The sequence below is a fragment of the Actinoplanes nipponensis genome (genome assembly GCF_016862275.1).
Classification (GTDB): Bacteria; Actinomycetota; Actinomycetes; order Mycobacteriales; family Micromonosporaceae; genus Actinoplanes; species Actinoplanes nipponensis.
In genome coordinates this window covers 1-25,307 of record NZ_BOMQ01000053.1, presented here as the reverse complement: position 1 = coordinate 25,307, position 25,307 = coordinate 1, and the positions used below count along the sequence as shown (strand labels likewise).

The window sequence follows — 25,307 nt, the reverse complement described above, 5'->3', positions numbered from 1 at the left end:
GCAGGGTCGCCGCAAGTTTTTCGGCCCCGACCGAGTCGGACGGGCTGCCGAAGTCTGCCAACGCGGACGCCGACCGAGTCGGTCAGTGCCCTCCGATGGGGGCGTCCTCGCGATCCGCTTCCAACGGATCGACGATCTCCCCCTGCGGCGTGAGAGTGCCCTGCGCCAGCCGGGTCACCCGAGGGGGCACCGGCGGCTCCAGGCCAGCCACCACACGCAGGCCGGAAAGGACGTCATCGGGCCGTACGGCGGGAGTGACCTGCCGCACGACAAGGTCGATTATCGCACACGGTGCGGCCGCCGCCTCGGAAGGTGCGCCAGACTGCTTGGTCACAGCGAAGAACGTCACTGCGGACCGGGCGTCGAACGACCGCCGGCCCTGCTTGGTCATGCGCTCGACCTGCACCTCCGGCGCCGCCAGGAAGGTCGCGACGGCGTCGGCCGCCGCCTGCGGCTCGATCCCGGGCAGCTCGATCAGCCAGCGCGAGGCGTCGATCCGGTCGGCCAGGCTGCTGCCCTCGCGGGCCACCACGGCCTCCAGGATGTCGATCCCGGGCGAGAGCGCCGCGTCCAGGGCCACGATCAGCTGCGCGGGGTCGACCTCGGCCTGCAGGCCGATCTCCAGGTACTCCGCCTCGCTGCCCACGCCGGTGGGCGCGGCGCTCGCGTACGAGATCTTGGGGTGCGGGGTGAAGCCCTGGGAGTACGCGATCGGCACGGCCGCCCGGCGCAGCGCCCGCTCGAAGGCCCGGGCGAAGTCCCGGTGCGAGGTGAAGCGCAGCGGTCCGCGCTTGGCGTAGCGAAGGCGGACGCGCTGCACCACGGGGGCCTGGCCGCCCACCGGCTGATTCTTCGCCATCTCAGACCGGTACCCGCAGGGACTTCACGGGCGTGAGCGGCAGCAGCTTCTTGCCGGTGGGGCCGATCTGGATCTCGGTGTCCATCGACGGGCAGACGCCGCAGTCGAAGCACGGGGTCCACCGGCAGTCGTCCTGCTCGTAGGAGCTCATCGAGTCCTGCCAGTCCTGCCAGAGCCAGTCCTTGTCCAGGCCCGAGTCCAGGTGGTCCCAGGGCAGCACCTCGAGCTGCTCGCGCTCACGGGTGGTGAACCAGTCCAGGTCCACCCCGAACGCCGGCAGCGTCTCGGCGGCGGCCTCGACCCAGCGGGTGTACGAGAAGTGCTCGCTCCAGCCGTCGAACCGCTGGCCCTTGTCCCAGGCCCGGCGGATCACCGCGCCGACCCGGCGGTCACCGCGCGACAGCAGGCCCTCGATCAGCGACGGCTGGCCGTCGTGGTAGCGGTAGCCGATGGCCCGGCCCAGCGAGCGGTCGCTGTTGATCTCCTGCTTGAGCATCCGCAGCCGGTTGTCGATCACCTCGGGGCGCTCCATCGCGGCCCACTGGAACGGGGTGTGCGGCTTGGGCACGAACGCGCCGATGGAGACCGTGCACTTGATGTCCTTGGTGCCGGTGGCGATCCGGCCGGCCTTGATGACCTCGTGCGCCATCCGGCCGATCTGCAGCACGTCGTCGTCGGTCTCGGTGGGCAGGCCGCACATGAAGTACAGCTTCACGCTGCGCCAGCCGTTGGAGTACGCCGTGACGACCGTACGGATCAGGTCCTCCTCGGTCACCATCTTGTTGATGACCTTGCGGATCCGTTCCGAGCCGCCCTCGGGCGCGAACGTCAGGCCGGTGCGCCGCCCGTTGCGGGACAGCTCCTGGGCCAGGTCGATGTTGAAGGCGTCCACCCGGGTCGACGGCAGCGACAGCGACACGTTGGTGTCGGCGTACTGCTCGGCCAGGCCGGAGCACATGTCGCCGATCTCGGAGTGGTCCGCGCTGCTCAGCGACAGCAGGCCCACCTCGGAGAAGCCGGAGAACTCCAGGCCCTCCTTGACCATCTGGCCGACCGTGGTGATCGAGCGCTCGCGCACCGGCCGGGTGATCATGCCGGCCTGGCAGAACCGGCAGCCCCGGGTGCAACCCCGGAAGATCTCCACGGCGTACCGCTCGTGCACCGTCTCGGCCAGCGGGACCAGCGGCTTCTTCGGGTACGGCCAGGCGTCGAGGTCCATGGTCGTGCGCTTGTGCACCCGGAACGGCACGTCCGGCCGGTTCGGCACGACCCGCTGGATGCGGCCGTCCGGCAGGTAGTCGACGTCGTAGAAGCGCGGGACGTAGATGCTCTCGGTGCGGGCCAGGCGCAGCAGCAGCTCGTCGCGGCCGCCGGGGCAGCCCTCGGCCTTCCACTGCCGGATGATCCCGGTGATCTCGAGAACCGCCTCCTCGCCGTCGCCGAGCACGGCGGCGTCGATGAAGTCGGCGATCGGCTCCGGGTTGAAGCTGGCGTGGCCGCCGGCCAGCACGACCGGGTGGTCCACCGTGCGGTCCTTGGACTCCAGCGGGATGCCCGCCAGGTCCAGGGCCGAGAGCATGTTGGTGTAGCCGAGCTCGGTGGCGAAGGACAGGCCCAGCACGTCGAAGGCGTGCACCGGGCGGTGCGCGTCGACCGTGAACTGCGGGACGCCGTGCTCCTTCATCAGCGCCTCGAGGTCCGGCCAGACCGCGTACGTGCGCTCGGCCAGCACGTCGGGCTGCTCGTTGAGGACCTCGTAGAGGATCTGCACGCCCTGGTTGGGGAGGCCCACCTCGTACGCGTCGGGATACATCAGCGCCCACCGCACGGTGGTGGCGTCCCAGTCCTTGACGACGGCGCCGAGCTCGCCGCCCACGTACTGGATCGGCTTGCTGACCCTGGGCAGCAGCTGCTCGAGCTGCGGGAACACGGAACGTACGCTCATGAGGCACCAGGGTACGCGGCTCAACCCCCCAATTCGTCCGCGGCCCGGTCCAGGTCGGTCGCCAGCAGATCATCGCGGAACGCGCACAGTTGCAGCGTCATCCGGGCCGCGCCCGTCTCGCCGACCACCAGACGGATCGGCGTACCTTGATCATCGAGGTCGCCGACCAGCGCGTCGAGCAGCCGCACCCCGGCGCTGTCCAGGAACGACACGGCCGTGAGGTCGATCACCACGGCCCCGGCCCGCCCGGTCTGCCGGACGATCTCCCGGCCGATCTCCGGGGCGTTGGCCAGGTCGATCTCGCCCGCCAGCCGCACCAGGTCGGCCGTGCCCAACTTGGCGAAAGTCACCCACTGGTCCGTCATTCCCGCGCTCCCCGGCGAAGCCGTCGCATCGTCACTGTGGTCCCGTCGTCGTGGTCGAACGTCACGTCGTCCATCACCTGGCGGATGAGCTGGAGGCCGCGCCCGCGCGCCCCGCGGGCGTTGGGCGCGATCCAGACGCCCGTGTCGGCCACCCGGACCTGGATGGCCTCCGGCGACACCGTGGCGACGATCTCGACCACGCCCAGCGGGTCGGCCCGGTAGCCGTGCTCGATCGAGTTGGCCACCGCCTCGGAGGAGGCCAGCAGCACCGCCTGGGTGCTCTCGTCGTCGACGCCGTGGGCCACCAGCCAGCCCCGCAGGTCCTTGCGCAGCAGGGCGATCTGCACCGGGTCGGCGCCGATCGTGCGTTCCAGCCGCCGCTCGGTGCCCAGCGACAGGCACAGCAGGCAGACGTCGTCGGCGTGCTCCGGGCCGACCAGCATGTCGGCCAGCGACGCCGTCAGTCCCGGCAGCGGGGAGTCGCGCTTGCCGGCGTACGTGCGGGCCAGCAGCTCGAAGCCGGCGTCGATGCGGCGGTTGCGCCGCTCGATGAGCCCGTCGGTGTAGAGCAGCAGCCGGCTGCCGGACGGCAGGTGGATGCGGTCCTCGATGCGGGCCTGGCGCCCGGCCCGCGACCCGATCGCCCCGGACCGGGCGTCGAGCAGGTAGCGCGGCGACTCACCCGGCTCGGCGAGCAGCGGCGGCAGGTGGCCGGCGCAGGCGTAGGTCATCTCGTTGGCCGCCAGGTCGATCTCCGCGTACGCCACCGTGGCCATCCGGGCTGACTCGACCCGCTCGACGAACCGGTCCAGCCGTTCCAGCAGCCGGGCCGGGCCCGCCTCGGCCGAGGCCAGGGCGCGGATGGCGCTGCGCAGCTGACCCATCGTGGTGGCGGCGTCGATGCCCCGGCCCACCACGTCGCCGACGACCACGGCGAGCTTGTCCGGCGTGATCAGGAAGGCGTCGAACCAGTCGCCGCCGACCTCGAGGTCCTGCGCGGCGGCCTGGTAGTGCGTCTCGACCGCGAACCGGGGGTCGGCGGGCAGGTCGCCGGCGAGCAGGCTGCGCTGCAGGGTCCGCGCGATGGCCCGTTCCTGCTCGTAGAGGCGGGCGTTCTCCAGGGCGAGCGCGGCCCGGTCGGCCAGGTCGCGCAGGAAGGCGACCTCGGCCGTCGCCGTACGCCGGCCGAGCGGCGGCCGCAGCGCGAGCGTGCCGAACACCCGGCCGTTGGCGACCAGCGGCAGCACCGCGCAGCCGCCGTCGGGCTCCTTGTCGTCGGTGAGCTGGGCCTGGCCGCTCAGCAGCACCTCGGCCACCCGGTCGGCGAGCCGGTGCGGCTCGGGCGCGGGCTCGCCGGCCTCGGCGAGCAGGCCGGCCGGGCCGACCTGGAGCCGGACCGCCGCCCACCGCGCGACCCGCGGAACCATCCGCTCGACGAGCGTGCGGGCCCGCGGCATGAGCCGCGGCAGCACCTCCAGCGCCCGGGTGGTGTCGGCCAGGAACGTCGCCCGCTCCTCGCGCCGGCGGGCGTCGTCGTAGAGCCGGGCCCGGTCCAGGGCCTGCCCGGCCTGGTGGCCGAGCAGCCGGACCACCCGCAACTCGCTGTCGGTCAGCTCCCGCGGCGTGGCGAAGTCGAAGCCGAGCACGCCGAGCACCTCGGCGGCGCCCGGGTCGTCGGCGGACGCCGCGGTCAGCGGCAGCAGCACGACCGCGGCCCGGGCGGTGCGGCGCATGGTGTCGGCCAGCTCCGGGAAATGCTGCTCGGCCTCGGCCAGCGAGCCGATCACGTGCAGGTCGCCGCGGCGGGCCACCTCGGCGATCGCCCGCGACGAGTCGCGCGGGACCGGGGCGTCCGTCAGGGCCGCCGAGTCGGTGCCGGCCACCGCCGCGAGCTGGTCGCGGTCCGCCTGGGCCAGCCACACGGTCGCCGACGCGGCGCCGAACGCCGGGCCGGGCGCCCGGACGATGGCGTCGGCCGCCTCGGCCGCGGTCGGGGCGGCGGCGAGATCGGCCACGATCTGCTGGAGCACCCGGACGCGCCGCTCCGACGCCTCGGCCGCCCGCCGGGCCGCGAGCAGCTCCTTCTCGTAGCCGCGCCGCTCGGTGGCGTTGAGGATGGTGGTGCGGATGACCCGGGGCAGCCCCGCGTCGTCGCGGCCCAGGACGGAGTTGACCAGGATGGGCAGCCGTTCCCCGTCGGCGCGGATCAGGTCGAAGGCCAGCTCGTGCACGTCGTTCTGCATGCTCAGCAGCGGCGCGTAGTGGGTCTCGTAGTAGATCTTGTCGCCGGCGCTGAGCAGGTCCCGGAACCGCCGCTGCCCGATCAGCTCCGCGCGGGCGTAGCCGGTCCAGGCCAGGAACGTCTCGTTGACCTTGACGATCGTGCCGTCCGGCAACATCGTCAGGTAGCCGCACGGCGCGTGCTCGTAGAGATCTCCGGGATCCTCTTCCCACGGAACCCGCAGATCGTGCGTCACTTCCGGCCCACCGCCACCGTTCTCCGTCATCGCTCTACAGAAAGGTCCTGATCGCGGCGATGGTCTCCTCCGGCGCGCTGAGGTTGGGGCAGTGCCCGGTCGCATTCATGGTGACCAGTGTGCTCCCGGGGACGTGCTCGTGCACGTAGTCCCCGACGACCGCCGGCGCGATGACGTCGTCGGTGCACTGCAGGATGAGGACCGGGACCCGGACCCGGCCCAGGTCGTCCCGGTTGTCCGACATGAAGGTCACGTGGGCGAACTTGCGGGCGATGTCCGGATCGGTGGCACAGAAGCTGTTGGTGAGCTCGGCGCCCAGCTCGGGCCGGTCCGGGTTGCCCATGATGACCGGCGCCATCGCGCTCGACCAGCCCAGGTAGTTGCTGTCGAGCGACTCCAGCATGGCCTCGATGTCGGCCTTGTCGAAGCCGCCGACGTAGTCACCGTCGTTGAGGTAGCGGGGCGACGGGCCGACGAGGATCAGCTTGGCGAACCGCTCCGGCTCCCGGTTGGCCGCCAGCACGCCGATCATCGCGCTCACGGAGTGGCCGACGAAGACGACGTCCCGCAGGTCCAGCTCGTGAATGATCTCCAGGACGTCCTCGGCGTAGCCGTCGAGGGTGGAATACCGCTGGTCGTCGTAGGCGCGCAGGTCGGAACGGCCGGCGCCGACGTGGTCGAAGAGCACCACCCGGTGGGTGTCGAGGAACGCGGGCGCCACCGAGCGCCACATGTTCTGATCGCAGCCGTAGCCGTGCGCGAACATCATCGGCTGGCCGTGCGCCCGGCCGGTCACGGTCACCGCGTTGCGTTCGATCCTCGTCATTCCGCACTCACCCCCGGGTCACCATACGACTCCGCACCGTCCCTCACATCGCCCCGGGTGTCCGTTTTTTACGAACCGTGCTCACCATAGCCGGGCCGCACGCCCGTCGATCCTCCGCTTCGATCAGCGGCGATGGGTGGCGGGCCGGCTCTAACCTGGCGATGGACGCCCGGCCTCGAGGCGGCGCGCGGACTCGGGTTGAGCAGCGGGAGGAGCACGACGGATGACCGATGAGCAGCCGGCGGACCCGGCCGCCGGGGCCCCGCGGACCACCCCCGACCCGACCCGCGTCGACACCGGCCCGGCGGCGCCGCCCGCCGAGGCCGCCGCGCCCGGGGACGAGAGCCCGGACCCGGCCCCCGCGCGCTGGAGCGGATCCGCGGCGGTTCCCGCGCCCGTGGCCAAGCGCCCGTGGTGGTCGCGCCGCGGCGAAGCGGATCCCGAACCGGCCCCGCCGGCCGATCCGTGGGCCGACAGCGAGGACTGGTCGGCCACCCCGGCGGTCGACCCGTGGGCCGACCAGGACACCCCCTGGGAACCCCAGCTGCCGTTCCCCGAGGCGCTGCCGCCGACCCGGGTCGAGAGCGCGCTCCCGCCGACCCGGATGGAGGCGCCGCTCCCGCCGACCCGGACGGAACCACCGCTGCCGCCCACCCGGATGGAAGCGCCCCCAGCGCCGCTGCCGCCCGCGCAGGCCGAGGCGCTGCTGCGGCGCGCGCAGGCCCAGCCGCCGGGCCACGCGCCGGCACCCCCGCGGCCCACCTGGGTGCAGCTGCCGGTGGCCGGCCCGCCCGCAGCCGCTCCCCCGCCGCCCGCCCCCAGCCCGCCACGCCGGCGCGGGTGGGGACGCCGCCGGCCGGCAGCGCAACCGGCGCCTGCCCCGGCCAACCGCATCCCGGTCCAGTCCCGGCCCGCGCCGCCACCCCCGCCCGCCCGGCCCGCGCAGGGCCGGCCGACACCACCGGGACCACCGCCGCCACCCCGGCGTCAGCGCCGCCGGCCACGCCGGCTCCTGACCCTCGCGCTGCTGGGCCTCCTCTGCTGCGGCGGCGTACCGGCCTATCTCAGCTGGCCCGCCGCCCGGCAGTATCCGGTCTCGGCCGCCCTGCCCCGGGAGGTGTCCGACCTCGAGCTGCGCGACGACGGCGCCGGCCGCCGGGCCGTCGAGCGGCTGTCCGAGCAGCTCAGCGGCAGCAGCCTGATCGAGGGCGACGTCTTCTCCGGGGTCTATGCCGACGGCAACGGCAAGCGGGTCACCGTCTTCGGCGCCACCGGGCTGCGCCTCACCCCGGAATCGGACGTCGAGGCCGAGATCGCCCACCTGGCCGGCGAGTACGACATCAAGGACGTCCAGTCCTTCGACCTGGGCGAGACCGGCGCGCACGAACGCTGCGGCGTCGGCCGTTCCGGCGGCAAGGGCGTCGTCGTCTGCGCCTGGGCCGACCACGGCAGCCTGGCCACGGTGCTGCTGACCAGGCGTTCCGTCGAGGAAAGCGCGGATCTCACGGGTGTCCTGCGGAGTGCGGCGCTCACCCGCGGGTAGAACGGCGGGATGACCCGACGCTGGCTGTTCGCCGATCAGCTCGGCCCGCACTTCCTCGACGACCCGGCCCAGCCCGTGCTGCTGGTGGAGTCCCGGGCGGTGTTCCGGCGCCGGGCGTTCCACCGGCAGAAGGCCCACCTGGTGCTCTCGGCGCTGCGGCACCGGGCGGCCGAGCTCGGCGAGCAGGCGGTGTTCGTGCGGACCGAGACGTACGGCGAGGCGGTACGTGACCTCGGCGAACCACTGAGCGTCTGCCACCCCACCTCCCGCGCGGCCCGGGGCCTGGTCCAGCGCCTCGGCGCCGAGCTGCTGCCGCCGCGGGGCTTCGTGACCGCCCCGCCGGAGTTCACCGCCTGGGCCGGCGGGCGGCGCGGCCTGCGGATGGAGGACTTCTACCGGGACGCCCGGCGGCGCCTGGGCATCCTGATGGACGGCGCCGAGCCGGCCGGCGGCACCTGGAACCTGGACGCGGAGAACCGGGAGCCACCGCCGCGCGGCGTCACCCGGCTCGACGTCCCGGAGCCGCCCGAGATCCGCGAGGACGACATCGACGCGGCCGTCCGGGAGGATCTGGACCGCTGGGAACGCGACGACGGCATCACCTTCATCGGCCGTGACGGCCCGCGGCTGTTCCCCGCCACCCGCGCCGAGGCGGTCGAGCGGCTGCGGCACTTCGTCGGGCACCGGCTGCCGGCGTTCGGGCCGCACGAGGACGCGATGCTGGCCGGGGACCCGTTCCTGGCCCACAGCCGGCTCAGCGCCGCGTTCAACCTGGGCCTGCTCGACCCGCTGGAGGCCGTCGAGCAGGCCGAGGCGGCGTACCGCGCGGGCCGGGCCGGGCTGGCGAGCGTGGAGGGCTTCGTCCGGCAGCTGATCGGCTGGCGCGACTTCGTCTGGCACCTGTACTGGTACTTCGAGCCCGGCTACCGGCGCGCCAACGAGCTCGGGGCGAGCGAGCCGCTGCCGCGCTGGTTCGCCGAGCTGGACGCCGACGCGGTCGAGGCCCGGTGCCTGTCCGACGTGCTGGCCGGGGTCCGCGACCGCGGCTGGGTGCACCACATCCCCCGGCTCATGGTGCTGGGCAACTACGCGATGCAGCGCGGCTGGCGGCCGGGGGCGATGGCCGACTGGTTCCACCGGGCGTTCGTCGACGGCTACGAGTGGGTGATGACCGCCAACGTCGTCGGCATGAGCCAGTACGCCGACGGCGGCCGGATGAGCACCAAGCCGTACGCGGGCGGCGGGGCCTACATCAACCGGATGAGCGACTACTGCGGCGGCTGCCGGTACGACCCCAAGGTGCGCGTGGGTGACGACGCCTGCCCGTACACGGCCGGCTACTGGGCTTTCCTGGCCCGCAACGAGCAGCGGCTGGCCGGGAACCACCGGATGCGCCGGCCGGTGCAGGGCCTGCACCGGCTCGCCGATCTCGACGCCCTGGTCGAGCAGGAGCAGGCCCGCGGCTCCCGGGCGCCCTAGTCGGCCGGCGGGGTGGTCCCGCGCGGCGGGGCGTACCGGGGCACGTACTCCTGGCCGGTGAGCTTCTGGATCTCGGCCATGACCTCGTCGGTCAGCGCGCGCAGCGCGGTGCGGTCGTCGCTGCGCCCGGCCGTCGGGATGGGCGTGCCGAACTTGACGACGACCTTGCCCTTGCCGGGCCGGGGCAGGCGCTGCCCGATCGGCTGGACCTTGTCCGTGCCGAGCATGCCCACCGGGATGATCGGCACGCCGGCCGCGACGGCCAGCCGGGCCACGCCGGTGCGCCCGCGGTAGAGCCGGCCGTCCGGCGAGCGGGTGCCCTCGGGGTAGACCGCGACCATGTCACCGGCCTTGAGCACCGGGATCGCGCCGTCGAAGGCGGTCAGTGCGGCCCGGCCGCCGCCGCGCTCGACCTTGATCGCGCCGAGGCCATGCATCACGAACTTGGTGATGTTGCCGCCGATGCCGCCGCCGCGGAAGTACTCGGCCTTGGCCCAGAAGGCGATGTGCCGGGGCACGACCGAGCCGAGGAAGAGCTCGTCGGCGACGGACAGGTGGTTACCGGCGAAGATGGCGCCGCCGGTCTTCGGGATGTTTTCCAGGCCTTCGACGTGCGGCCGCCAGCCGAGGGTCATCGCGTGACCGACAGTGACTTTGCCGATCGAGTAGAGCAGCGGCAACGTGTTCCTCCGGGCGGGGACTGCAAACCAAGTGGGGGGCGATGTGAGGTTAACGGAAACAGCCCGGAAAACTCCCGTCGAGCGACTGCCGGCCGGCTCGGCATTTACCGCGCAATGCGGCAAATGCCGAGCCGGGAGGCGGGATTCACACCGCGCGGGTGACGGCCACCGTTACCGATTCGCCGTCGCCGACCTCACCGCTGAAGCCGGTCGCCGCCTCGTCCAGGGTCAGCGAGGTGGCCAGGGTCTCCGCGGCGACGAAGTCCCGGTGCGCCTCGACGGCCGCCGCGACCGCGGGCGCCGCGGCGATCCGCAGGGCGATGCGGTCGGACACGTCCAGGTCGGCGTCGCGGCGGGCCTGCTGCACGACCCGGATCATGTCCCGGGCCAGCCCTTCGGCCGCCAGCTCCGGCGTGACCTCGGTGTCGAGCAGGACCACACCCCGGCCGGCCGGTAGCGGCGCGGAGTTCTCCGCGTCGGCGGCGACGAGCTTCAGCTCGTACTCGCCCTCCTGCAGGGTGACGCCGGCGGCGACCGGCGCGCCGTCGACCAGCTCCCAGTCGCCGGCCTTGACGGCCTTGATGACCATCTGGACCTGCTTGCCCAGGCGCGGGCCGAGGGCCCGCGGCACCACGGTCAGGACCTGCTCGGAGTACGCGGCCAGATCGGCGCTGAGCTGCACGTCCTTGACGTTCACCTCGTCGGCCAGCAGATCCGCGAACGGCCGCAGCGCCTCGGCGGCCGGCGTGGCGACGGTCAGCCGGGCCAGCGGCAGCCGCACCCGCAGCGCCTTGGCCTTGCGCAGCGACAGCGCCGCCGAGGCCACCTCGCGGATCGCGTCCATGGAGGCGACCAGCTCGTGGTCGCCGGGGTACGCGTCCGCGGCCGGCCAGTCGGTCAGGTGCACCGACCGCTCCCCGGTCAGGCCGCGCCAGATCTCCTCGGCGGTCAGCGGCGCCAGCGGGGCCATCACCCGGCACAGCGTCTCCAGCACCGTGGCCAGAGTGTCGAACGCGTCGGCGTCGCCGGCCCAGAAGCGGTCCCGGGAGCGCCGCACGTACCAGTTGGTCAGCGCGTCCAGGTACGACCGCACCGACGCGGCCGCGCCCGAGATGTCGTAGTCGTCGAGCTGCCGGGTGGTGTCGGCGACCAGCTCGCTGGTCTTGGCCAGGATGTAGCGGTCCAGCAGGTGCGTCGAGTCGGTACGGAAGCGCGCCGTGTAGTTCGCCGCGTTGGCGTACAGGCTGAAGAAGTACCAGACGTTCCACAGCGGCAGCAGCACCTGGCGCACCGAGTCGCGGATCGCCACCTCGGTGACCGGCATGTCGCCGCCGCGCAGCACCGGCGACGACATCAGCATCCAGCGCATCGCGTCCGAGCCGTAGGAGTCGAAGACCTCGTAGACGTCCGGGTAGTTGCGCAGGCTCTTGGACATCTTGCGGCCGTCGGCGCCCTGCAGGATGCCGTGGCTCAGGCAGTTGCGGAACGCCGGCCGGTCGAACAGGGCCGTGGCCAGCACGTGCATGGTGTAGAACCAGCCGCGGGTCTGGCCGATGTACTCGACGATGAAGTCGCCCGGGTAGTGGTGCTCGAACCACTCCTTGTTCTCGAACGGGTAGTGCACCTGGGCGAACGGCATCGAGCCGGACTCGAACCAGCAGTCCAGCACCTCGGGCACCCGGCGCATGGTGGACCGCCCGGTCGGGTCGTCCGGGTTGGGCCGGGTCAGCTCGTCCACGTACGGCCGGTGCAGGTCGGTGACCTCCACGCCGAAGTCCTCGCTGAGCTGGGCCAGCGAGCCGTAGACGTCGACCCGCGGGTACGTCGGGTCGTCGGACTTCCACACCGGGATGGGCGAGCCCCAGAACCTGTTCCGGCTGATCGACCAGTCCCGGGCATTGGCCAGCCACTTGCCGAACGAGCCGTCCTTGATGTGCGCCGGCGTCCAGGTGATCTCCTGGTTCAGCTCCACCATCCGGTCCCGGAACGTGCTGACCGCGACGAACCACGAGGACACGGCCTTGTAGACCAGCGGGGTGTCGCAGCGCCAGCAGTGCGGGTACGAGTGCGTGTAACCCTCGTGCCGCAGCACCACGCCGCGGCTCTTGAGCTCGGCGGTGATGGGCTTGTTCGCGTCGAACACCTGCTGGCCCTGGTAGTCGGGCACGAGCGCGGTGAACCGGGTGTGGTCGTCGACGGTCACGATGGTGGGGATGCCGGCGGCGTTGCAGACGTTCTGGTCGTCCTCGCCGAAGGCCGGCGCCTGGTGCACGACGCCGGTGCCGTCCTCGTCGCTCACGTAGTCGGCCGCCAGCACCTGGTAGGCGTTCGGGCCGGCCTGCTCGACCAGGAAGTCGAACATCGGGGTGTACCGGCGCCCGGCCAATTCCCGGCCCAGCACCGTGCCGACCTGCTCGTACCCGTCCAGCTCCTTGGCGTAGGCGGCCACCCGGGACGCGCCGACGATGAGGCGCGAGCCGTCCTTCTCCAGGATCGCGTACTCGATGTCCGGGCCGACCGCGAGCGCAAGGTTCGACGGCAGGGTCCACGGCGTGGTGGTCCACACCGCGATCCGCTCGCCGGTCTCCAGCTCGAAGGTCACCGTCAGCGCCGGGTCGGTCCGGTCGCGGTAGACGTCGTCCATCCGGGTCTCGGTGTTCGACAGCGGCGTCTCGCACCGGAAGCAGTACGCCAGCACCCGGAAGCCCTCATAGATCAGACCCTTGGAGTGCAGGGTCTTGAACGCCCACATGACCGACTCCATGTAGCTGGGGTCGAGGGTCTTGTAGTCGTTGCCGAAGTCCACCCACCGGGCCTGACGCGTGACGTAGCGCTCCCAGTCCTTGGTGTAGGCCAGCACGCTGGTCCGGCAGGCGTCGTTGAACTTGTCGACGCCCAGCTCGAGGATCTGCGCCTTGGTGGTGATGCCCAGCTGCTTCTCGGCCTCGACCTCGGCGGGCAGCCCGTGGGTGTCCCAGCCGAAGCGGCGCTCGACGCGCCGGCCGCGCATGGTCTGGTAGCGCGGGACCAGGTCCTTGACGTAGCCGGTGAACAGGTGGCCGTAGTGCGGCAGCCCGTTGGCGAACGGCGGGCCGTCGTAGAAGACGTACTCGTTGCTGCCGTTCTGCCCGGCCGGGCGCGCGTCGACGCTGGCCTCGAAGGTCTTGTCGGCGGCCCAGTGCTCGAGCACGGCCCGCTCGACCGCGGGCAGGTCGGGGCTCGCCGGTACGCCGGCCGCGTCGGTGTGCTTCGGGTAGGCCATCGGGCGCTCGCTCCTCATGCAGTTCACACGTCGTGGACTGCGAGGACGAGCCGGGGCCCGCGGTACCACCTCGCTTGGCGGCCGGAGCCGCCCGCTCGTTCGCCGGCTGGGGGTGCGGGCCGGTTCCGCCCGGTTCTACTGGGACCGCGAGGGTCTGTTCTTCCGGAGGCTCCCCGGTGATGGCCGGATCAGCGCCTGACTACACAACGATACCGGCTGTCATTTGTTCCCCGACGGCGCGGGCAGGGTCGTGCTCCACAGCGAGACGCCGTCGCGGTCGCGCAGGTCGACCCGCAGCGCACCGGTCCGCCCGTCGATACGGACCTCGCCGAAGTGCTGGTAGCCGTCGGCCGGGGAGGTGTTCGCCACCGGCGGGGCGTGCACGAAGACCGCCTCGGGCCCGAACGTGGCGTCGAGCGCGTTCGGGCCGAACGCCCCGGCGTGGGCCGGCCCGGAGACGAATTCCCAGAACGGCGTGAAGTCCGGCACCGCGGCCCGGGCCGGGTCGTAGTGGTGCGCCGCGGTGTAGTGCACGTCGGCGGTGAGCAGCACGATCCCGGTCACCCCGTGCCGGTGGGCCGACCGCAGGACCTGCGCGAACTCCAGCTCCCGGCCCCGCGGCGCGCCCGGGTCGCCCTGGGCCACACCTTCCTGCGCGGCGGGGCCGTCCGGCACCACCAGTCCCAGCGGCAGGTCGTTGGCGATCACCTTCCAGGTGGCCCGGGACGAGCGCAGCCCGCGGATCAGCCACTCGCGCTGCTCGGCGCCGAGCAGGCCGCGGTCCGGGTCGGCGTACGTGTTGCCGTCGTTGACGTCCTTGAACGTGCGCATGTCGAGCACGAACACGTCGAGCAGCGGCCCGTACGGGATCCTGCGGTACACCGGCCCGGAGCGCCGCGGGGTCGGCACCCATTCGTGGTACGCCCGGTGCGCCCGCGCCGCCAGCACGTCGACCCGCTTCTCGGTGTACCGGGCGTCGTCCAGGATCTCCCCCGGGTACCAGTTGTTGAGCACCTCGTGGTCGTCCCACTGGTTGACCTGCGGCACCTCGGCGGCGAACGCCCGGTACGCGTCGTCCAGCAGGTTGTACGCGTACTGGCCGCGGTACTCGCCCAGGGTCTCGGCGACCTTGGACTTCTCCGGCGTGACCAGGTTGCGCCAGACCCGGCCGTCCGGCAGCGTCACCGCCGGTACGAGGGGGCCGTCGGCGTAGACGGTGTCGCCGCTGTGCAGCAGGAAGTCGGGCTGCCGCCGGCGCATCGACTCGAACAGGCGCAGCCCGCCGTACGCGGGGTCGATGCCCCAGCCCTGGCCGACGACGTCGCCGGTCCAGACGAAGGCGACGTCCTGCCGGCGGGCCGGGGCGGTGCTCAGGGAGCCGTCGAGGGGCTCGCTGAGCAGGCCCGGGCGGTCGAGGCTCTCCGCCCGTACCCGGTAATAGATCTTCTCCCCGGCGGGCAGGCCGCGCAGCCGCACCTTGCCGGTGAAATCGGTGTCCGGGGTCAGCACCGGGCCGCGTACCCGGCGCGCGCCCCGCAGATCCGGGCGCCGGCTCGCCTCGACCCACATCCGGCTCGGCCGGTCGGCCCGGCTCCAGACGACCGCGCCGCCGGCGGCCGCGTCGCCGGTCTGCACGCCGTGGGTGAGCACCGGGCGGCTCGCCGACCAGCCCGCGAAGGCGGGGGCGGCGGGCAGGACTCCGAGCACTCCGCCGGCCAGGCCGGCCCGCAGCAGGCTGCGTCGATCGATGGGGGTCATGACCGAAGACTCTCGGTATGACGTGAAGCACACGTGTCCCGGCCGTGGCCGCCCGCTGTCACGTTCCCGAACGCCGGATCGTCCCTGCTCGGTAACCCACTACGAGGAGGACCCATGTCCCGCTTGGCGATCGACGAGGTGGCACCGGGCGCGCAGCGCGCCGTCCTGGGGATGGAGAGGTACTGCCGTCAGAACGTCGACCCGGTCCTGTACGAGCTGGTCAAGCTGCGCGCCTCGATCGTGAACGGCTGCGCGTTCTGCACCGACATGCACAGCCGCGAGGCGCTGGCCGCCGGCGAGTCGAGCCGGCGGCTGTTCGCCGTCGCGGCCTGGCACGACGCCCCGTTCTTCACCGAGCGGGAGCGGGCCGCGCTGGCGCTGACCGACGCGGTGACCCGCCTCGGCGAGCACGGCGTCCCGGACGAGGTCTGGGCGCCGGCCGCCAAGGCGTTCTCCGCGGAGGAGCTGGGCAACCTGCTCATGGCGATCGCGACGATCAACGTGTGGAACCGGCTCTCGATCGCCACGCGCAAGGAGCCCCCGCTGGAGGTCTAGAGCTCGGGGAACCAGAGCGCCAGCTCGCGCTTGGCGCTGTCGGGGGAATCGGAGGCGTGCACGAGGTTCTCCCGGTTCGACAGCGACAGGTCGCCGCGGATCGTCCCCGCGGCGGCCTTGCGCCCGTCGGTGGCGCCGACCAGGGCCCGGACGACCGCGATGACCTCGTCGCCGGAGAGCACCAGGGCGGCCAGCGGCCCGCTGGTCATGAACTCCTTCAGCGGCGGGTAGAAGGCCTTGTCCACGTGCTCGGCGTAGTGTTGGTCTGCCAGCTGCGCGTCCATGGTCCGCACCACGAGTGCGTCGATCGTGAGGCCCTTGCGTTCGAACCGGCCGAGGATCTCCCCGAGCAGGCCGCGCCGCAGCGCATCGGGCTTGACGAGCACGAGCGTGCGCTCGGTGGCAGTGGACACCGGAAGATCCTCCTGGTCAGTACATGGGGAAGCCGACACGCCGGGTGATGACACCGGGATGTCAGCCTATCGGTACCGCCCACGGCGCGAGCGGCAACCGCCCGGTAGCGCACTTTCCACCGGCGGTCGCGCTACGTAACCTGACGAGTAACCCGGGAGGTCCACTGTGGCGAACCAGAACGGCCGGCCGGTCGCACCGGCCCGCAAGCTCGTGGCGGCGGTCGTCGGCACGATCGCGGTCTTCGTGATGCTGTTCGGCCTAGGCATGTCGAGCTGGGCGATCGTCGCGCTGGGCCTGGCGATACTGATCCTGGCGGTGGCGCTGGGCATGGTCAACGTGGTGCGCCGCGGCGCCCGCGCCTGGGTGGCCGGATCGGCGCAGGTCAAGGCGGTGTCCGAGCCTCCCGCGACGGCGATCTACGGCCGCGCGGAGCTGCTCATCGTGATCGTGGCGCCGGGCCTGCCGACCTCGGAGGTCACGGTGCGCGACCCCCGCGTCCCGGTCTCGAAGTGGCCGCGGGTGGGCGACACCCTGCCGGTGACGGTGGACGTGGACGACATGCGCCGGGTCCGCATCGACTGGGACGAGGCGGAGACCTACGGGACCACGACGCTGAACGCGCCGCCGGCGTACTACGAGGACGACCTGCCGGACGACGACCTGCTCGGCGGCGAACCGGAACCCCCGCCGTGGGCCAACCGGGACAGGCAGTGGGGCCGCGGCCCGGACGAACCGCCCCCGCCGCCCCCGCCGTCCCCCCGCACCGGCGACTTCGACGACCCGCCCCCGCCGCCGCCCCCGCGCGCCGGCCTGGTGGAGGACCCGCCCCCGCCGGTGATCGTCCGCGACGCCCCCGGCGGCCCGATCGTCGAAGGCCAGCTGGTGGAGCCGGACTACGACTACACGACGCCACTGCCGCAACGCGCCCGCACGGCGACGGCAGCGCCGCCGCGCGCGGCGGAGAAACCCCGGCCCCGGCCGAGGCCGCAGGCAACGGCAACCCTGGACCCCGAAACCGACGAGGGTACGGACACAGAGCCCCCAGAAGCAGCACCCCACCCCGCCCCCACGCCACCCTCCCGCCCGTCCACCGCGTCCTCCCGCCCGTCTACCCCGTCCACCGCGTCCTCCCAGTCCTCGTCGGCCGCCCCGGAGGCCTCGCCGTTGACTCCGGAGGCCCCGCCTCTCACTCCGGAGGCCTCGCCGTTCGCCCCCCAGTCCTCGTCGGTCGCCCCGGACGCCTCGCCGTTCGCCGCAAGGGCTTCGTCGGTCGCTCCGGAGGCCTCGCCGTCCGCCGCAAAGGCCTCGTCGGACGCTCCGGAGGACGAGCCGTCGAACCCCGCCCCGGCCCAACGCACACCCCCGGCCGCCGCCGCGCCGGCCGACTACGATCCCGAGATCGACCTGCCGCTGGACGAGGACCCGGAACCGGCCCCGGAGACCAGGCCGCAGGCCCGCGCGGCGATGGACGCGGACATCATGGCCCCACCGGCCGCCGCCCCACCCAGATCGGCGGACGACGACCTGCTCGGTGACCTGGAACCACCGCCCTGGGCGGTACGCGCCCAGCCACCGTCCGACCCCGATGAATCTTCGCCCTCCCGGTCTTCCTCGGCCTCCCCCGAGACATCGGACCCGGGTGCGGCCTCACAGACCACCCCGGAACGCGACATCCTCCCCGGCGACCCGTTGGACCTGACCTACGAGCCACCGCGCCCGACGCCGGAGCCCCGCCCCCGGCCACGCCCCCACCCGTCGGCGACAACCGACCCGTCCCGCGTCGACCAGCCGAGCACCGCGGCCCAGACGACCGGCCTCGCGGCAGCGGGGGCAGCCGTGGCGGCGGGATTCGCAGCTCTCGGCAAGGCGTTCCGAGGCAAGAAGCAGGAGGAACGCCGCCCGTCGGCCGCCCGCCCGAGCCCGACCGCCAACCGTCCCCAACCGGCAGGCAGGGCCACCCCGGCCCCGCCCGCCCCAGCCCCGACCGCCCCGGCCTCTGCCGCCGCAGCCCCGACCACCGCAGCTCCATCCGCCCCGGTCCCGCCCGCCGCAGCCCCGACCGCCCCGGCCCCTGCCGCCGCAGCCCCGACCACCGCAGCTCCATCCGCCCCGGACCCGGCCGTCTCGGCCCCGGCTGCCCCGGGCGGTCTGGACCCGGCTGCCCCGGGCGGTCCGGACCCGGCCGTTCCTGCGGCTCCGGAGCCGGCTGCTTCGGCCGGACCCCCGCCCGGCCCGTCGGCCGGCGCGAGTCGGGCTGCTGCTCCAGCCGCTCCGACCGCACCCCGGCCCGCGAGTTCAGCTGCTGACCAGGATTCCGTCGCATCCTCCGGCCCCACCGAACCCTCCACCGCCGAACAGCGCCGATCCCCCGAACGCGACACGGCCACTCCTCCCCGCCCGAACGCGCCCGCCGAGCCCGTTACCGGTGCCCGGTCGACCCGCCTGGGTGCGGTCTCGGCAACCAGCCCGTCCCCCGAGCCAGACACCGGCACGCCCCCACCCGCCGATCCCACCGCGCCGCCCGGAGCCGTATCTGCCACCGCCCCGAACGCCGCACCGGCCCCCGACGGCGGTCCCGCCCCGACGCCGGGCCGCACGGCGGTCCCGGGACAGGTCTACGCCTCCCCGACGGCGTTCGGCCCGGGCGGCGGCTCCGGCACCGGCGATCCAGCCGACATCAAGCCGCGCCGCGCCCCGGCCCCGACCCGCCCGGAAGCCATCCCCACCACCGAAGCCGGATCTCCCCCGGCCGCCCCACCAACGGTTCCCGCCGCTGAAGCAACCTCATCCGCCGGCCCCGCTTCCAGCCCGGCTGACCCCGCCCCCGGCACCGCCGCTCCCGCGACCGCCAGCGCGCCCAGCACCGGCTCGCCCACGAGCGCCAGCACCGGCTCAGCCAACACCGGCTCGGTGGCCACCGGCCGGGCCGCCGTCGGCCCTGAGGCGAAGGGCTCGGCCTCGATTGGCTCGGCCACCGCCGGAGCGGTCACCACCGGCGCGGCTGCCAAGGCAGCCTCGCCCCGGCGCGGACGGCCTTGGGCCGACCTCGACGGCGGCTTCGAGCCCGACGAACGAGCCGACGACGTCATCACCGCCTATCCGAGCGCCCGCCCGGGCCCGGCCGGCGCCATCCACGGCGTGGGAATCACCGTGCTGGTAACGGACCTGCAACGGTCGGTGGCGTTCTACCGCGAGATGCTCGGCTTCTACGAGATCGACACCGGCTCCGGAAGCGCGGTGCTGGCCTCGGGCGACACCAGGCTTGTCCTGCGCACCGTCCGCGACCTGTCCGGCGTCGCCGGCCGCCAGATCTACCTGAACCTCGAGGTGGGCGACGTGGAGGCGGTCTACGAGGAACTGAAGCGCAAGGGCGCCAAGTTCGTCCACGGCCCGCGTCCGGTGAACCGCGGCGAAAAGCTGGAACTCTGGGCGGCCGCGTTCCACGACCCCGACGAGCACAACATCGCCATCACCCAGTGGCGCGCCATCCGCTGACCCCACCCGACGACCCGCCAGCCGCGCCCCAGGACGGGTGACGGCTCGGCGCGAGTGGCCGGGTTGCGACCCGCGCGGGGGACTGGGCACGCACTCAGGCCCGCGCGGGGTCGGCGTGCAGGGTCCGCCCAGGCGCGGTCGGCCCGGGTTGGCACGAGCGGGCAGGCCCCGGTGCGCCTCAACACGAGCGGGATCCTCGCCGCCGCATGACGGGCAGCCGAATGACGGGCAGCACCAGCTAGCGGCATACGGCCTGCCCGTGCTCGCAACCGGGCGGCTGCCCTGCAACGGGCAACAGGCACGCCCGTCGCGCGCCGGTCGGTGTCATGGTGGCAGTCAACCCGAAGCGGGCGGCCCGGCCGCAAACCACCCCGCGGCCGGTCGATCCCGGCCAGGCTCCGGCGCCCTATCCGAGAATCCGCCGCCGCACCGAAGTCGCGTATCCCCAAGCCGCCCCGAAGATCAGTCCCAGCGCCGCCAGCGACCAGTGCAGCAGCCCGGAGGCCAGCAGCAGCACCTGAAGCGCCGTACCCGCGTGCCAGGCCCACGGCCGGCGCATGCTTCCCGCCACCACGGCCGCCAGCACCGCCAGGGTCACCACCGCGCCGATGCCCCAGCCGCTGAGGTCGCCACCCAGGATGCGGATCGGCTGGATCGCCAGCAGCAGCACGATCGCTTCCAGCGCGAGCGTGCCCGCGCCCAGCCCGCGTACCGCCGCCTCGGGGTTGCGCAGGCCGGAGCGCCGCGGCTCGTCTCCCTCGACGCCGCCCGGTGCATCCTCGGGCGACACGGGCGAGGCCGGTTCGGGCGGCGGCGTGGTCATTTCTTCAGCAGCTTCCGCGCGTCGGCGACGGTCACGATGGAGCCGGTGATCAGCACCGCGACGCCGCTGTGCTCGCCGTCCGTGTTCGTCTCGGCCAGCACGACCGCTTCTTCGATGGCGTCCGGCATGTTCTGCGTGATGGTCACCCTGTCCTCGCCGAAGATCTCCTCGGCGATCTGGGCCAGCTCGTCGACCGGCATCGCCCGCGGTGAGCTGTTCTGCGTCACCACGAGCTGAGCCGCGACGGGCTCGAGCAGCTCGAGCAGACCGGCCACGTCCTTGTCGCCGAGCACCCCGACGACCGCGACGAGGTGGCGGAACGCGAACTCCTCCTCCAGGGCGGTCACGGTCGCCGCCATGCCGTGCGGGTTGTGGGCGCCGTCGAGCAGGATGGTCGGCGCGCTGCGTACCCGTTCGAGGCGGCCCGGCGAGTCGACGCCGCCGAAGCCTTCCCGGACCAGGTCAACGTCGAGTTGCTTGGCCGCGCCGGCGCCCAGGAACGCCTCGACCGCCGCGAGGGCGAGGGCGGCGTTCTGCGCCTGGTGGGCGCCGAACAGCGGCAGGAACACCTCGTCGTACACGCCGCCGAGGCCCTGCATGGTGAGGACCTGGCCGCCGACCGCCTGGTCCCGCCGGATCACGCCGAACTCGCTGCCCTCGCGGGCCACGGTCGCCCCCACCTGTGCGGAGCGTTCCAGCAGCGGCCGCATCGCGTCCTCGGTCTGCAGCGCGCTGATCACGGTGGCGTCCTTGTGGATGATGCCGGCCTTGGCCCAGGCGATGTCCTCGATCGTGTCGCCCAGCCACTCGGTGTGGTCGAGGCCGATCGGGGTGATGACGCAGACGGCGGCCTCGAGGACGTTGGTGGCGTCCTCCTCGCCGCCGAGCCCGACCTCCACCACGGCGATGTCCACGGGCGCGTCGGCGAACGTCGCGTACGCCAGCGCCGTGGTCATGTCGAAGTAGGTGAGCGGCTCGGCCGACCGCTCGTCGATCAGCTGGGCCAGCGGGGCGATCTCGTCGTAGACGGCGGCCAGCCGTTCCTCGGAGACCGGCTCGCCGTCGAGGCTGATCCGCTCGCGAACCGTTTCCAGGTGCGGGCTGGTGTAGCGACCGGTGTGCAGACCGTGCGCCCGCAGCAGACCGTCGATCATCCGGGCCGTGGACGTCTTGCCGTTGGTCCCGGTCAGGTGGATGGACGGGTACGCCCGCTGCGGACTGCCGAGCACGTCCATCAGGTCACGGATCTTCTGCATGTCGAAGGCCATGCGGGTGAAGCCGCGCCCGTCGAGCGCGGCGACCACCTCTTGGTATGTGCTCATGCTGAGGGCAACGCTTTCAGGGCCGCCGCAATTCTTGCGAGGTCGGCCTCCGCCGTGGCAAGCCGATCCTTGATCTTCGCCACGACCTGCTCGGGCGCCTTGCCGATGAACGCGTCGTTGTCGAGCTTGGCCCGGCACTGCGCCGCTTCCTTCTCGGCGGCGGCGCGGTCCTTGTCGAGACGGGCCCGCTCGGCCGCGACGTCGATGGTGCCCCGGGTGTCCAGGTCGACGGTGATGCCGCCGGTGACCGCGAGCGTCGCCGTGGCGGCGAACTCGGCGCTGGGCGCGTCGAGCCGGGCCAGCGCCCGGATCAACGGCTCGTGCACGTCGATCCCGACGTTGCCGAGGCCGGTCAGCGCGGCGCTGACCCGCTGGCCGGGACGCAGCCCCTGGTCGGAACGGAAGCGCCGCACCTCGGTGACAACCTTCTGCAGCGCCGCCAGCTCCTCCTCGGCCACATCGTCGATGCGGGCGGCGTCGGCCACCGGCCACGCCGCGACGACGACCGACTCGGCGCCGGTCAGCACCGTCCACAGCTCCTCGGTGACGAACGGGATGACCGGGTGCAACAGGCGCAGCAGCTGGTCGAGGACGTGCCCGAGCACCCGGCGCGAACGCGCGGCCTCGGCGCCGTCGGTGGCCAGCACCGGCTTGCTGAGCTCGACGTACCAGTCACAGACGTCGTCCCACGCGAAGTGGTACAGCGTGTCGCAGGCCTTGGCGAACTCGTAGGTGGCGAGCTGCTCGCCGACCTCGGCGATGACGTGCTGCAGCCGGGAGAGGATCCACTTGTCGACGCTCGACAGCTCGGCCGAGGCCGGCAACTCGCCCTCGACGGTGGCCCCGTTCATCAGCGCGAACCGCGTGGCGTTCCAGAGCTTGTTGCAGAAGTTGCGCGAGCCCTGGCACCACTCCTCGCTGATCGGCACGTCGGAGCCTGGGTTGGCGCCGCGGGCCAGCGTGAAGCGGGTGGCGTCGGCGCCGTACCGCTCGATCCAGTCCAGCGGGTCGACGGCGTTGCCGAACGACTTGGACATCTTCTTGCCGTGCGCGTCGCGGACCAGGCCGTGCAGCGCGACCACGTCGAACGGCTGCACGCCGTCCATCGCGTACAGGCCGAACATCATCATCCGGGCGACCCAGAAGAACAGGATGTCGTAGCCGGTGACCAGCACGCTGGTCGGGTAGAACTTGGCCAGCGTCTCGGTCTGCTGGGGCCAGCCCATCGTCGAGAACGGCCACAGCCCGGACGAGAACCAGGTGTCCAGCACGTCCTCGTCCTGCCGCCAGCCCTCGCCGCTCGGCGGTTCCTCGTCCGGTCCGACGCAGACGACCTCGCCGGCCGGGCCGTACCAGACCGGGATGCGGTGTCCCCACCACAGCTGGCGGGAAATGCACCAGTCGTGCATGTTGTCGACCCAGGCGAAGTACCGCTTCGCCAGCTCCGGCGGCTCGATGGACACCCGGCCGTCGCGCACGGCGTCGCCGGCCGCCTTGGCGAGCGGCCCGGTGTTGACGAACCACTGCAGCGACAGACGCGGCTCCACGGTCGTCTTGCACCGCGAGCAGTGCCCGACGGAGTGCTGGTAGGGCCGCTTCTCGGCGACGATGCGCCCCTGCTCACGCAGGGCCGCGACGATAGCCGGACGCGCCTCGTACCGGTCGAGCCCTTCGAACGGCCCCGGTACGGTGACGACGGCCCGCTCATCCATGATCGTCATGCTCGGCAGGTTGTGCCGCCGGCCGATCTCGAAGTCGTTCGGGTCGTGCGCGGGCGTGACCTTGACCGCGCCCGTGCCGAACGCGGGGTCGACGTGCTCGTCGGCGACGATCGGGATGCGCCGCCCGGTCAGCGGCAGCTCGACCTCGGTGCCGATCAGGTGCTGGTAGCGCTCGTCGTCGGGGTGCACCGCGACCGCGGTGTCCCCGAGCATCGTCTCGGCCCGCGTGGTGGCGACGACGATCGCGTCGGCACCGTCGCCGTAGCGGATGGAGACCAGCTCGCCGTCGTCGTCGGTGTGCTCGACCTCGATGTCGCTGAGCGCGGTGAGGCAGCGCGGGCACCAGTTGATGATGCGCTCGGCGCGGTAGATCAGGCCGTCGTCGTACAACCGCTTGAAGATGGTCTGCACGGCCTTGGAGAGGCCCTCGTCCATGGTGAACCGCTCGCGGCTCCAGTCGACGGAGTCGCCGAGACGGCGCATCTGCCCGGTGATCGCACCGCCGGACTCGGCCTTCCACTGCCAGACCTTCTCGACGAACGCCTCCCGGCCGAGGTCGTGGCGGGAGAGTTGCTGGGCGGCGAGCTGCCGCTCGACGACGTTCTGGGTGGCGATGCCGGCGTGGTCCATGCCGGGCAGCCAGAGCACCTCGAATCCCTGCATCCGCTTGAAGCGGCTCAGGGTATCCATGATGGTGTGCTCGAGGGCGTGGCCGACGTGCATGGAGCCGGTGACGTTGGGCGGCGGGATGACGATGGAGAAGGGTGGCTTGTCGCTGGCCGGGTCCGCCGTGAAGTAACCCGCCGATACCCACTGCTCGTACCGCCGCTGCTCTACCTCGCCCGGCTGGTACTGGGCGGAGAGGCCACCGGTGGGCCGGGTGTCGGGGGTACGGGTGTCGGTTGCTTCGCTCACCCGACAAGTCTACGGAGGCCGCGGCGGGGACCTGCGATCGCATCACCTTCCTGTGGACAGGGCGGGTCTGTGGATAACGCCCGCCGGAAAATGACGGTTGTTAGGCTCGCACGATGTCCGAACGCCCAGGTCCGTCTCCGCTTCCCGACGCAGCGCCGGTGGAGATCGCCGACGACCCGTTCCCGCTCACCGAGACCGCCGGCGAGGACGAGCCGGAGGACCGCGCTCCCCGGTCGAAGACCCGCACCATCGTGCTCAGCTCACTGCTGGCGGTGGGCCTGGCCGGCGCGTCCGTCCTGGGGTACGCGGGCTGGCGGGTCGCCTCGCAGAAGGACGCGACGCTGACGGTGCCCACGAAGGTCGCCGGCTTCAGCGTCGACAGCAGCGACGACGGCCGGACCACGGCCGACTACCTGCAGACCGCGTTGTCGGCCGACGTGGATCTGGACCGCGCGGTCGGGGCGGTGCTCACCGACGGCTCCGGCAACGACGTGCTGTTCTTCGGCGGCACGACCCTGTTCTGGACGCCGGAAAGCGACCTGGTGACGGCCTTCGACCTGGTGGCCGACGAGCAGGGGGCGGTCACGGGGCTGCACGACGTGCCGGCCGGCCCGCTCGGCGGCACGATGAAGTGCGGTACGACGAAGGCGGACGGCGCCGACATGCCGGTCTGCGGCTGGGCCGACCACGGCAGTCTCGCCCTGGCCATGTTCCCCGGCCGCACGGTCGACGACGCTGCGAAGCTGTTCGGCGACATCCGCTCCGCCGCACAGACGCGACACTGAGAACGGCCGGCCCCGAGCCGGCCGACCCGGCCGGTGGGTGGACACAGAAAAGGCCCACACCATCTCTGGTGTGGGCCTTTCCT

At 72.8% G+C, this 25,307-nt stretch carries 17 protein-coding genes; 5 read left to right on the top strand and 12 right to left on the bottom strand.

Features of this window, described 5'->3' with window-relative positions; all coding sequences use genetic code 11:
- Nucleotides 1-82 precede the first annotated feature (82 nt).
- The 5 genes from Ani05nite_RS21780 to Ani05nite_RS21760 are packed head-to-tail and all read right to left on the bottom strand — an operon-like array spanning nucleotide 83 to nucleotide 6,472.
- Complete coding sequence (locus tag Ani05nite_RS21780; RefSeq protein WP_203770851.1) at nucleotides 83-859, bottom strand: TIGR03936 family radical SAM-associated protein; 777 nt, start codon at nucleotides 857-859, stop codon at nucleotides 83-85.
- Nucleotide 860: 1 nt separating this feature from the next.
- The gene (locus Ani05nite_RS21775) at nucleotides 861-2,804 is read right to left on the bottom strand and encodes a TIGR03960 family B12-binding radical SAM protein (protein ID WP_203770849.1); all 1,944 of its coding nucleotides are present in this window, start codon (nucleotides 2,802-2,804) and stop codon (nucleotides 861-863) included.
- Nucleotides 2,805-2,824: 20 nt separating this feature from the next.
- A complete protein-coding gene (locus tag Ani05nite_RS21770) occupies nucleotides 2,825-3,169 on the bottom strand; it encodes an STAS domain-containing protein (RefSeq protein ID WP_203770847.1) in 345 nt (114 codons plus the stop codon).
- Entirely contained in the window at nucleotides 3,166-5,646 is a 2,481-nt protein-coding gene (locus Ani05nite_RS21765) for a SpoIIE family protein phosphatase (protein WP_239130483.1), read from the bottom strand. The genes Ani05nite_RS21770 and Ani05nite_RS21765 overlap by 4 nt, the downstream gene beginning before the upstream one ends.
- Nucleotides 5,647-5,680: 34 nt before the next feature.
- Nucleotides 5,681-6,472, bottom strand: coding sequence for an alpha/beta fold hydrolase (locus tag Ani05nite_RS21760; protein WP_203770843.1), 792 nt, complete (start codon nucleotides 6,470-6,472; stop codon nucleotides 5,681-5,683).
- Nucleotides 6,473-6,695: 223 nt separating this feature from the next.
- Between Ani05nite_RS21760 and Ani05nite_RS21755 the strand changes: the two genes are divergently transcribed.
- Both Ani05nite_RS21755 and Ani05nite_RS21750 read left to right on the top strand, forming a co-directional pair.
- Complete coding sequence (locus Ani05nite_RS21755) at nucleotides 6,696-8,015, top strand: hypothetical protein (protein WP_203770842.1); 1,320 nt, start codon at nucleotides 6,696-6,698, stop codon at nucleotides 8,013-8,015.
- A 9-nt stretch (nucleotides 8,016-8,024) separates the two neighbouring features.
- Nucleotides 8,025-9,494: a cryptochrome/photolyase family protein gene (locus Ani05nite_RS21750; protein WP_203770840.1), complete on the top strand. Its 1,470-nt coding sequence runs from the start codon at nucleotides 8,025-8,027 to the stop codon at nucleotides 9,492-9,494.
- On the opposite strand, the gene Ani05nite_RS21745 is transcribed toward Ani05nite_RS21750, so the two are convergent.
- The 3 genes from Ani05nite_RS21745 to Ani05nite_RS21735 form a co-directional block, all read right to left on the bottom strand.
- Nucleotides 9,491-10,174, bottom strand: a complete 684-nt coding sequence (locus Ani05nite_RS21745) for a lysophospholipid acyltransferase family protein (protein WP_203770838.1) — start codon at nucleotides 10,172-10,174, stop codon at nucleotides 9,491-9,493. The genes Ani05nite_RS21750 and Ani05nite_RS21745 overlap by 4 nt on opposite strands.
- Nucleotides 10,175-10,319: 145 nt before the next feature.
- On the bottom strand, nucleotides 10,320-13,436 hold the full coding sequence (gene ileS / locus Ani05nite_RS21740; RefSeq protein ID WP_203770836.1) for an isoleucine--tRNA ligase: 3,117 nt from the start codon (nucleotides 13,434-13,436) through the stop codon (nucleotides 10,320-10,322).
- A 219-nt stretch (nucleotides 13,437-13,655) separates the two neighbouring features.
- Nucleotides 13,656-15,194: an alkaline phosphatase D family protein gene (locus Ani05nite_RS21735; protein ID WP_203770834.1), complete on the bottom strand. Its 1,539-nt coding sequence runs from the start codon at nucleotides 15,192-15,194 to the stop codon at nucleotides 13,656-13,658.
- 114 nt (nucleotides 15,195-15,308) lie between these two features.
- Here Ani05nite_RS21735 and Ani05nite_RS21730 point away from each other — a divergent pair, with 114 nt between their 5' ends.
- Nucleotides 15,309-15,749 carry a carboxymuconolactone decarboxylase family protein gene (locus Ani05nite_RS21730; RefSeq protein WP_203770832.1) on the top strand — a complete coding sequence of 147 codons (441 nt, stop codon included), beginning with the start codon at nucleotides 15,309-15,311 and terminating at the stop codon, nucleotides 15,747-15,749.
- On the opposite strand, the gene ndk is transcribed toward Ani05nite_RS21730, so the two are convergent.
- Nucleotides 15,746-16,162: a nucleoside-diphosphate kinase gene (ndk, locus tag Ani05nite_RS21725; protein ID WP_203770830.1), complete on the bottom strand. Its 417-nt coding sequence runs from the start codon at nucleotides 16,160-16,162 to the stop codon at nucleotides 15,746-15,748. The genes Ani05nite_RS21730 and ndk overlap by 4 nt on opposite strands.
- A 166-nt stretch (nucleotides 16,163-16,328) precedes the next feature.
- Here ndk and Ani05nite_RS41940 point away from each other — a divergent pair, with 166 nt between their 5' ends.
- A complete protein-coding gene (locus Ani05nite_RS41940; protein WP_275410601.1) occupies nucleotides 16,329-19,658 on the top strand; it encodes a VOC family protein in 3,330 nt (1,109 codons plus the stop codon).
- Nucleotides 19,659-20,064: 406 nt separating this feature from the next.
- Here the strand turns inward: Ani05nite_RS41940 and Ani05nite_RS21715 are convergent, their stop codons facing one another.
- The 3 genes from Ani05nite_RS21715 to Ani05nite_RS21705 are packed head-to-tail and all read right to left on the bottom strand — an operon-like array spanning nucleotide 20,065 to nucleotide 24,439.
- Nucleotides 20,065-20,481: a DUF4233 domain-containing protein gene (locus Ani05nite_RS21715; RefSeq protein ID WP_203770828.1), complete on the bottom strand. Its 417-nt coding sequence runs from the start codon at nucleotides 20,479-20,481 to the stop codon at nucleotides 20,065-20,067.
- Nucleotides 20,478-21,803 (bottom strand): bifunctional folylpolyglutamate synthase/dihydrofolate synthase, encoded by a 1,326-nt coding sequence (locus Ani05nite_RS21710; protein WP_203770826.1) that lies wholly within the window; start codon nucleotides 21,801-21,803, stop codon nucleotides 20,478-20,480. Before Ani05nite_RS21710 ends, Ani05nite_RS21715 begins: the two co-directional genes overlap by 4 nt.
- A complete protein-coding gene (locus Ani05nite_RS21705) occupies nucleotides 21,800-24,439 on the bottom strand; it encodes a valine--tRNA ligase (RefSeq protein ID WP_203770824.1) in 2,640 nt (879 codons plus the stop codon). Before Ani05nite_RS21705 ends, Ani05nite_RS21710 begins: the two co-directional genes overlap by 4 nt.
- A gap of 158 nt (nucleotides 24,440-24,597) precedes the next feature.
- Between Ani05nite_RS21705 and Ani05nite_RS21700 the strand changes: the two genes are divergently transcribed.
- Entirely contained in the window at nucleotides 24,598-25,224 is a 627-nt protein-coding gene (locus tag Ani05nite_RS21700) for a hypothetical protein (protein WP_239130482.1), read from the top strand.
- The last annotated feature ends 83 nt before the right edge of the window (nucleotides 25,225-25,307 follow it).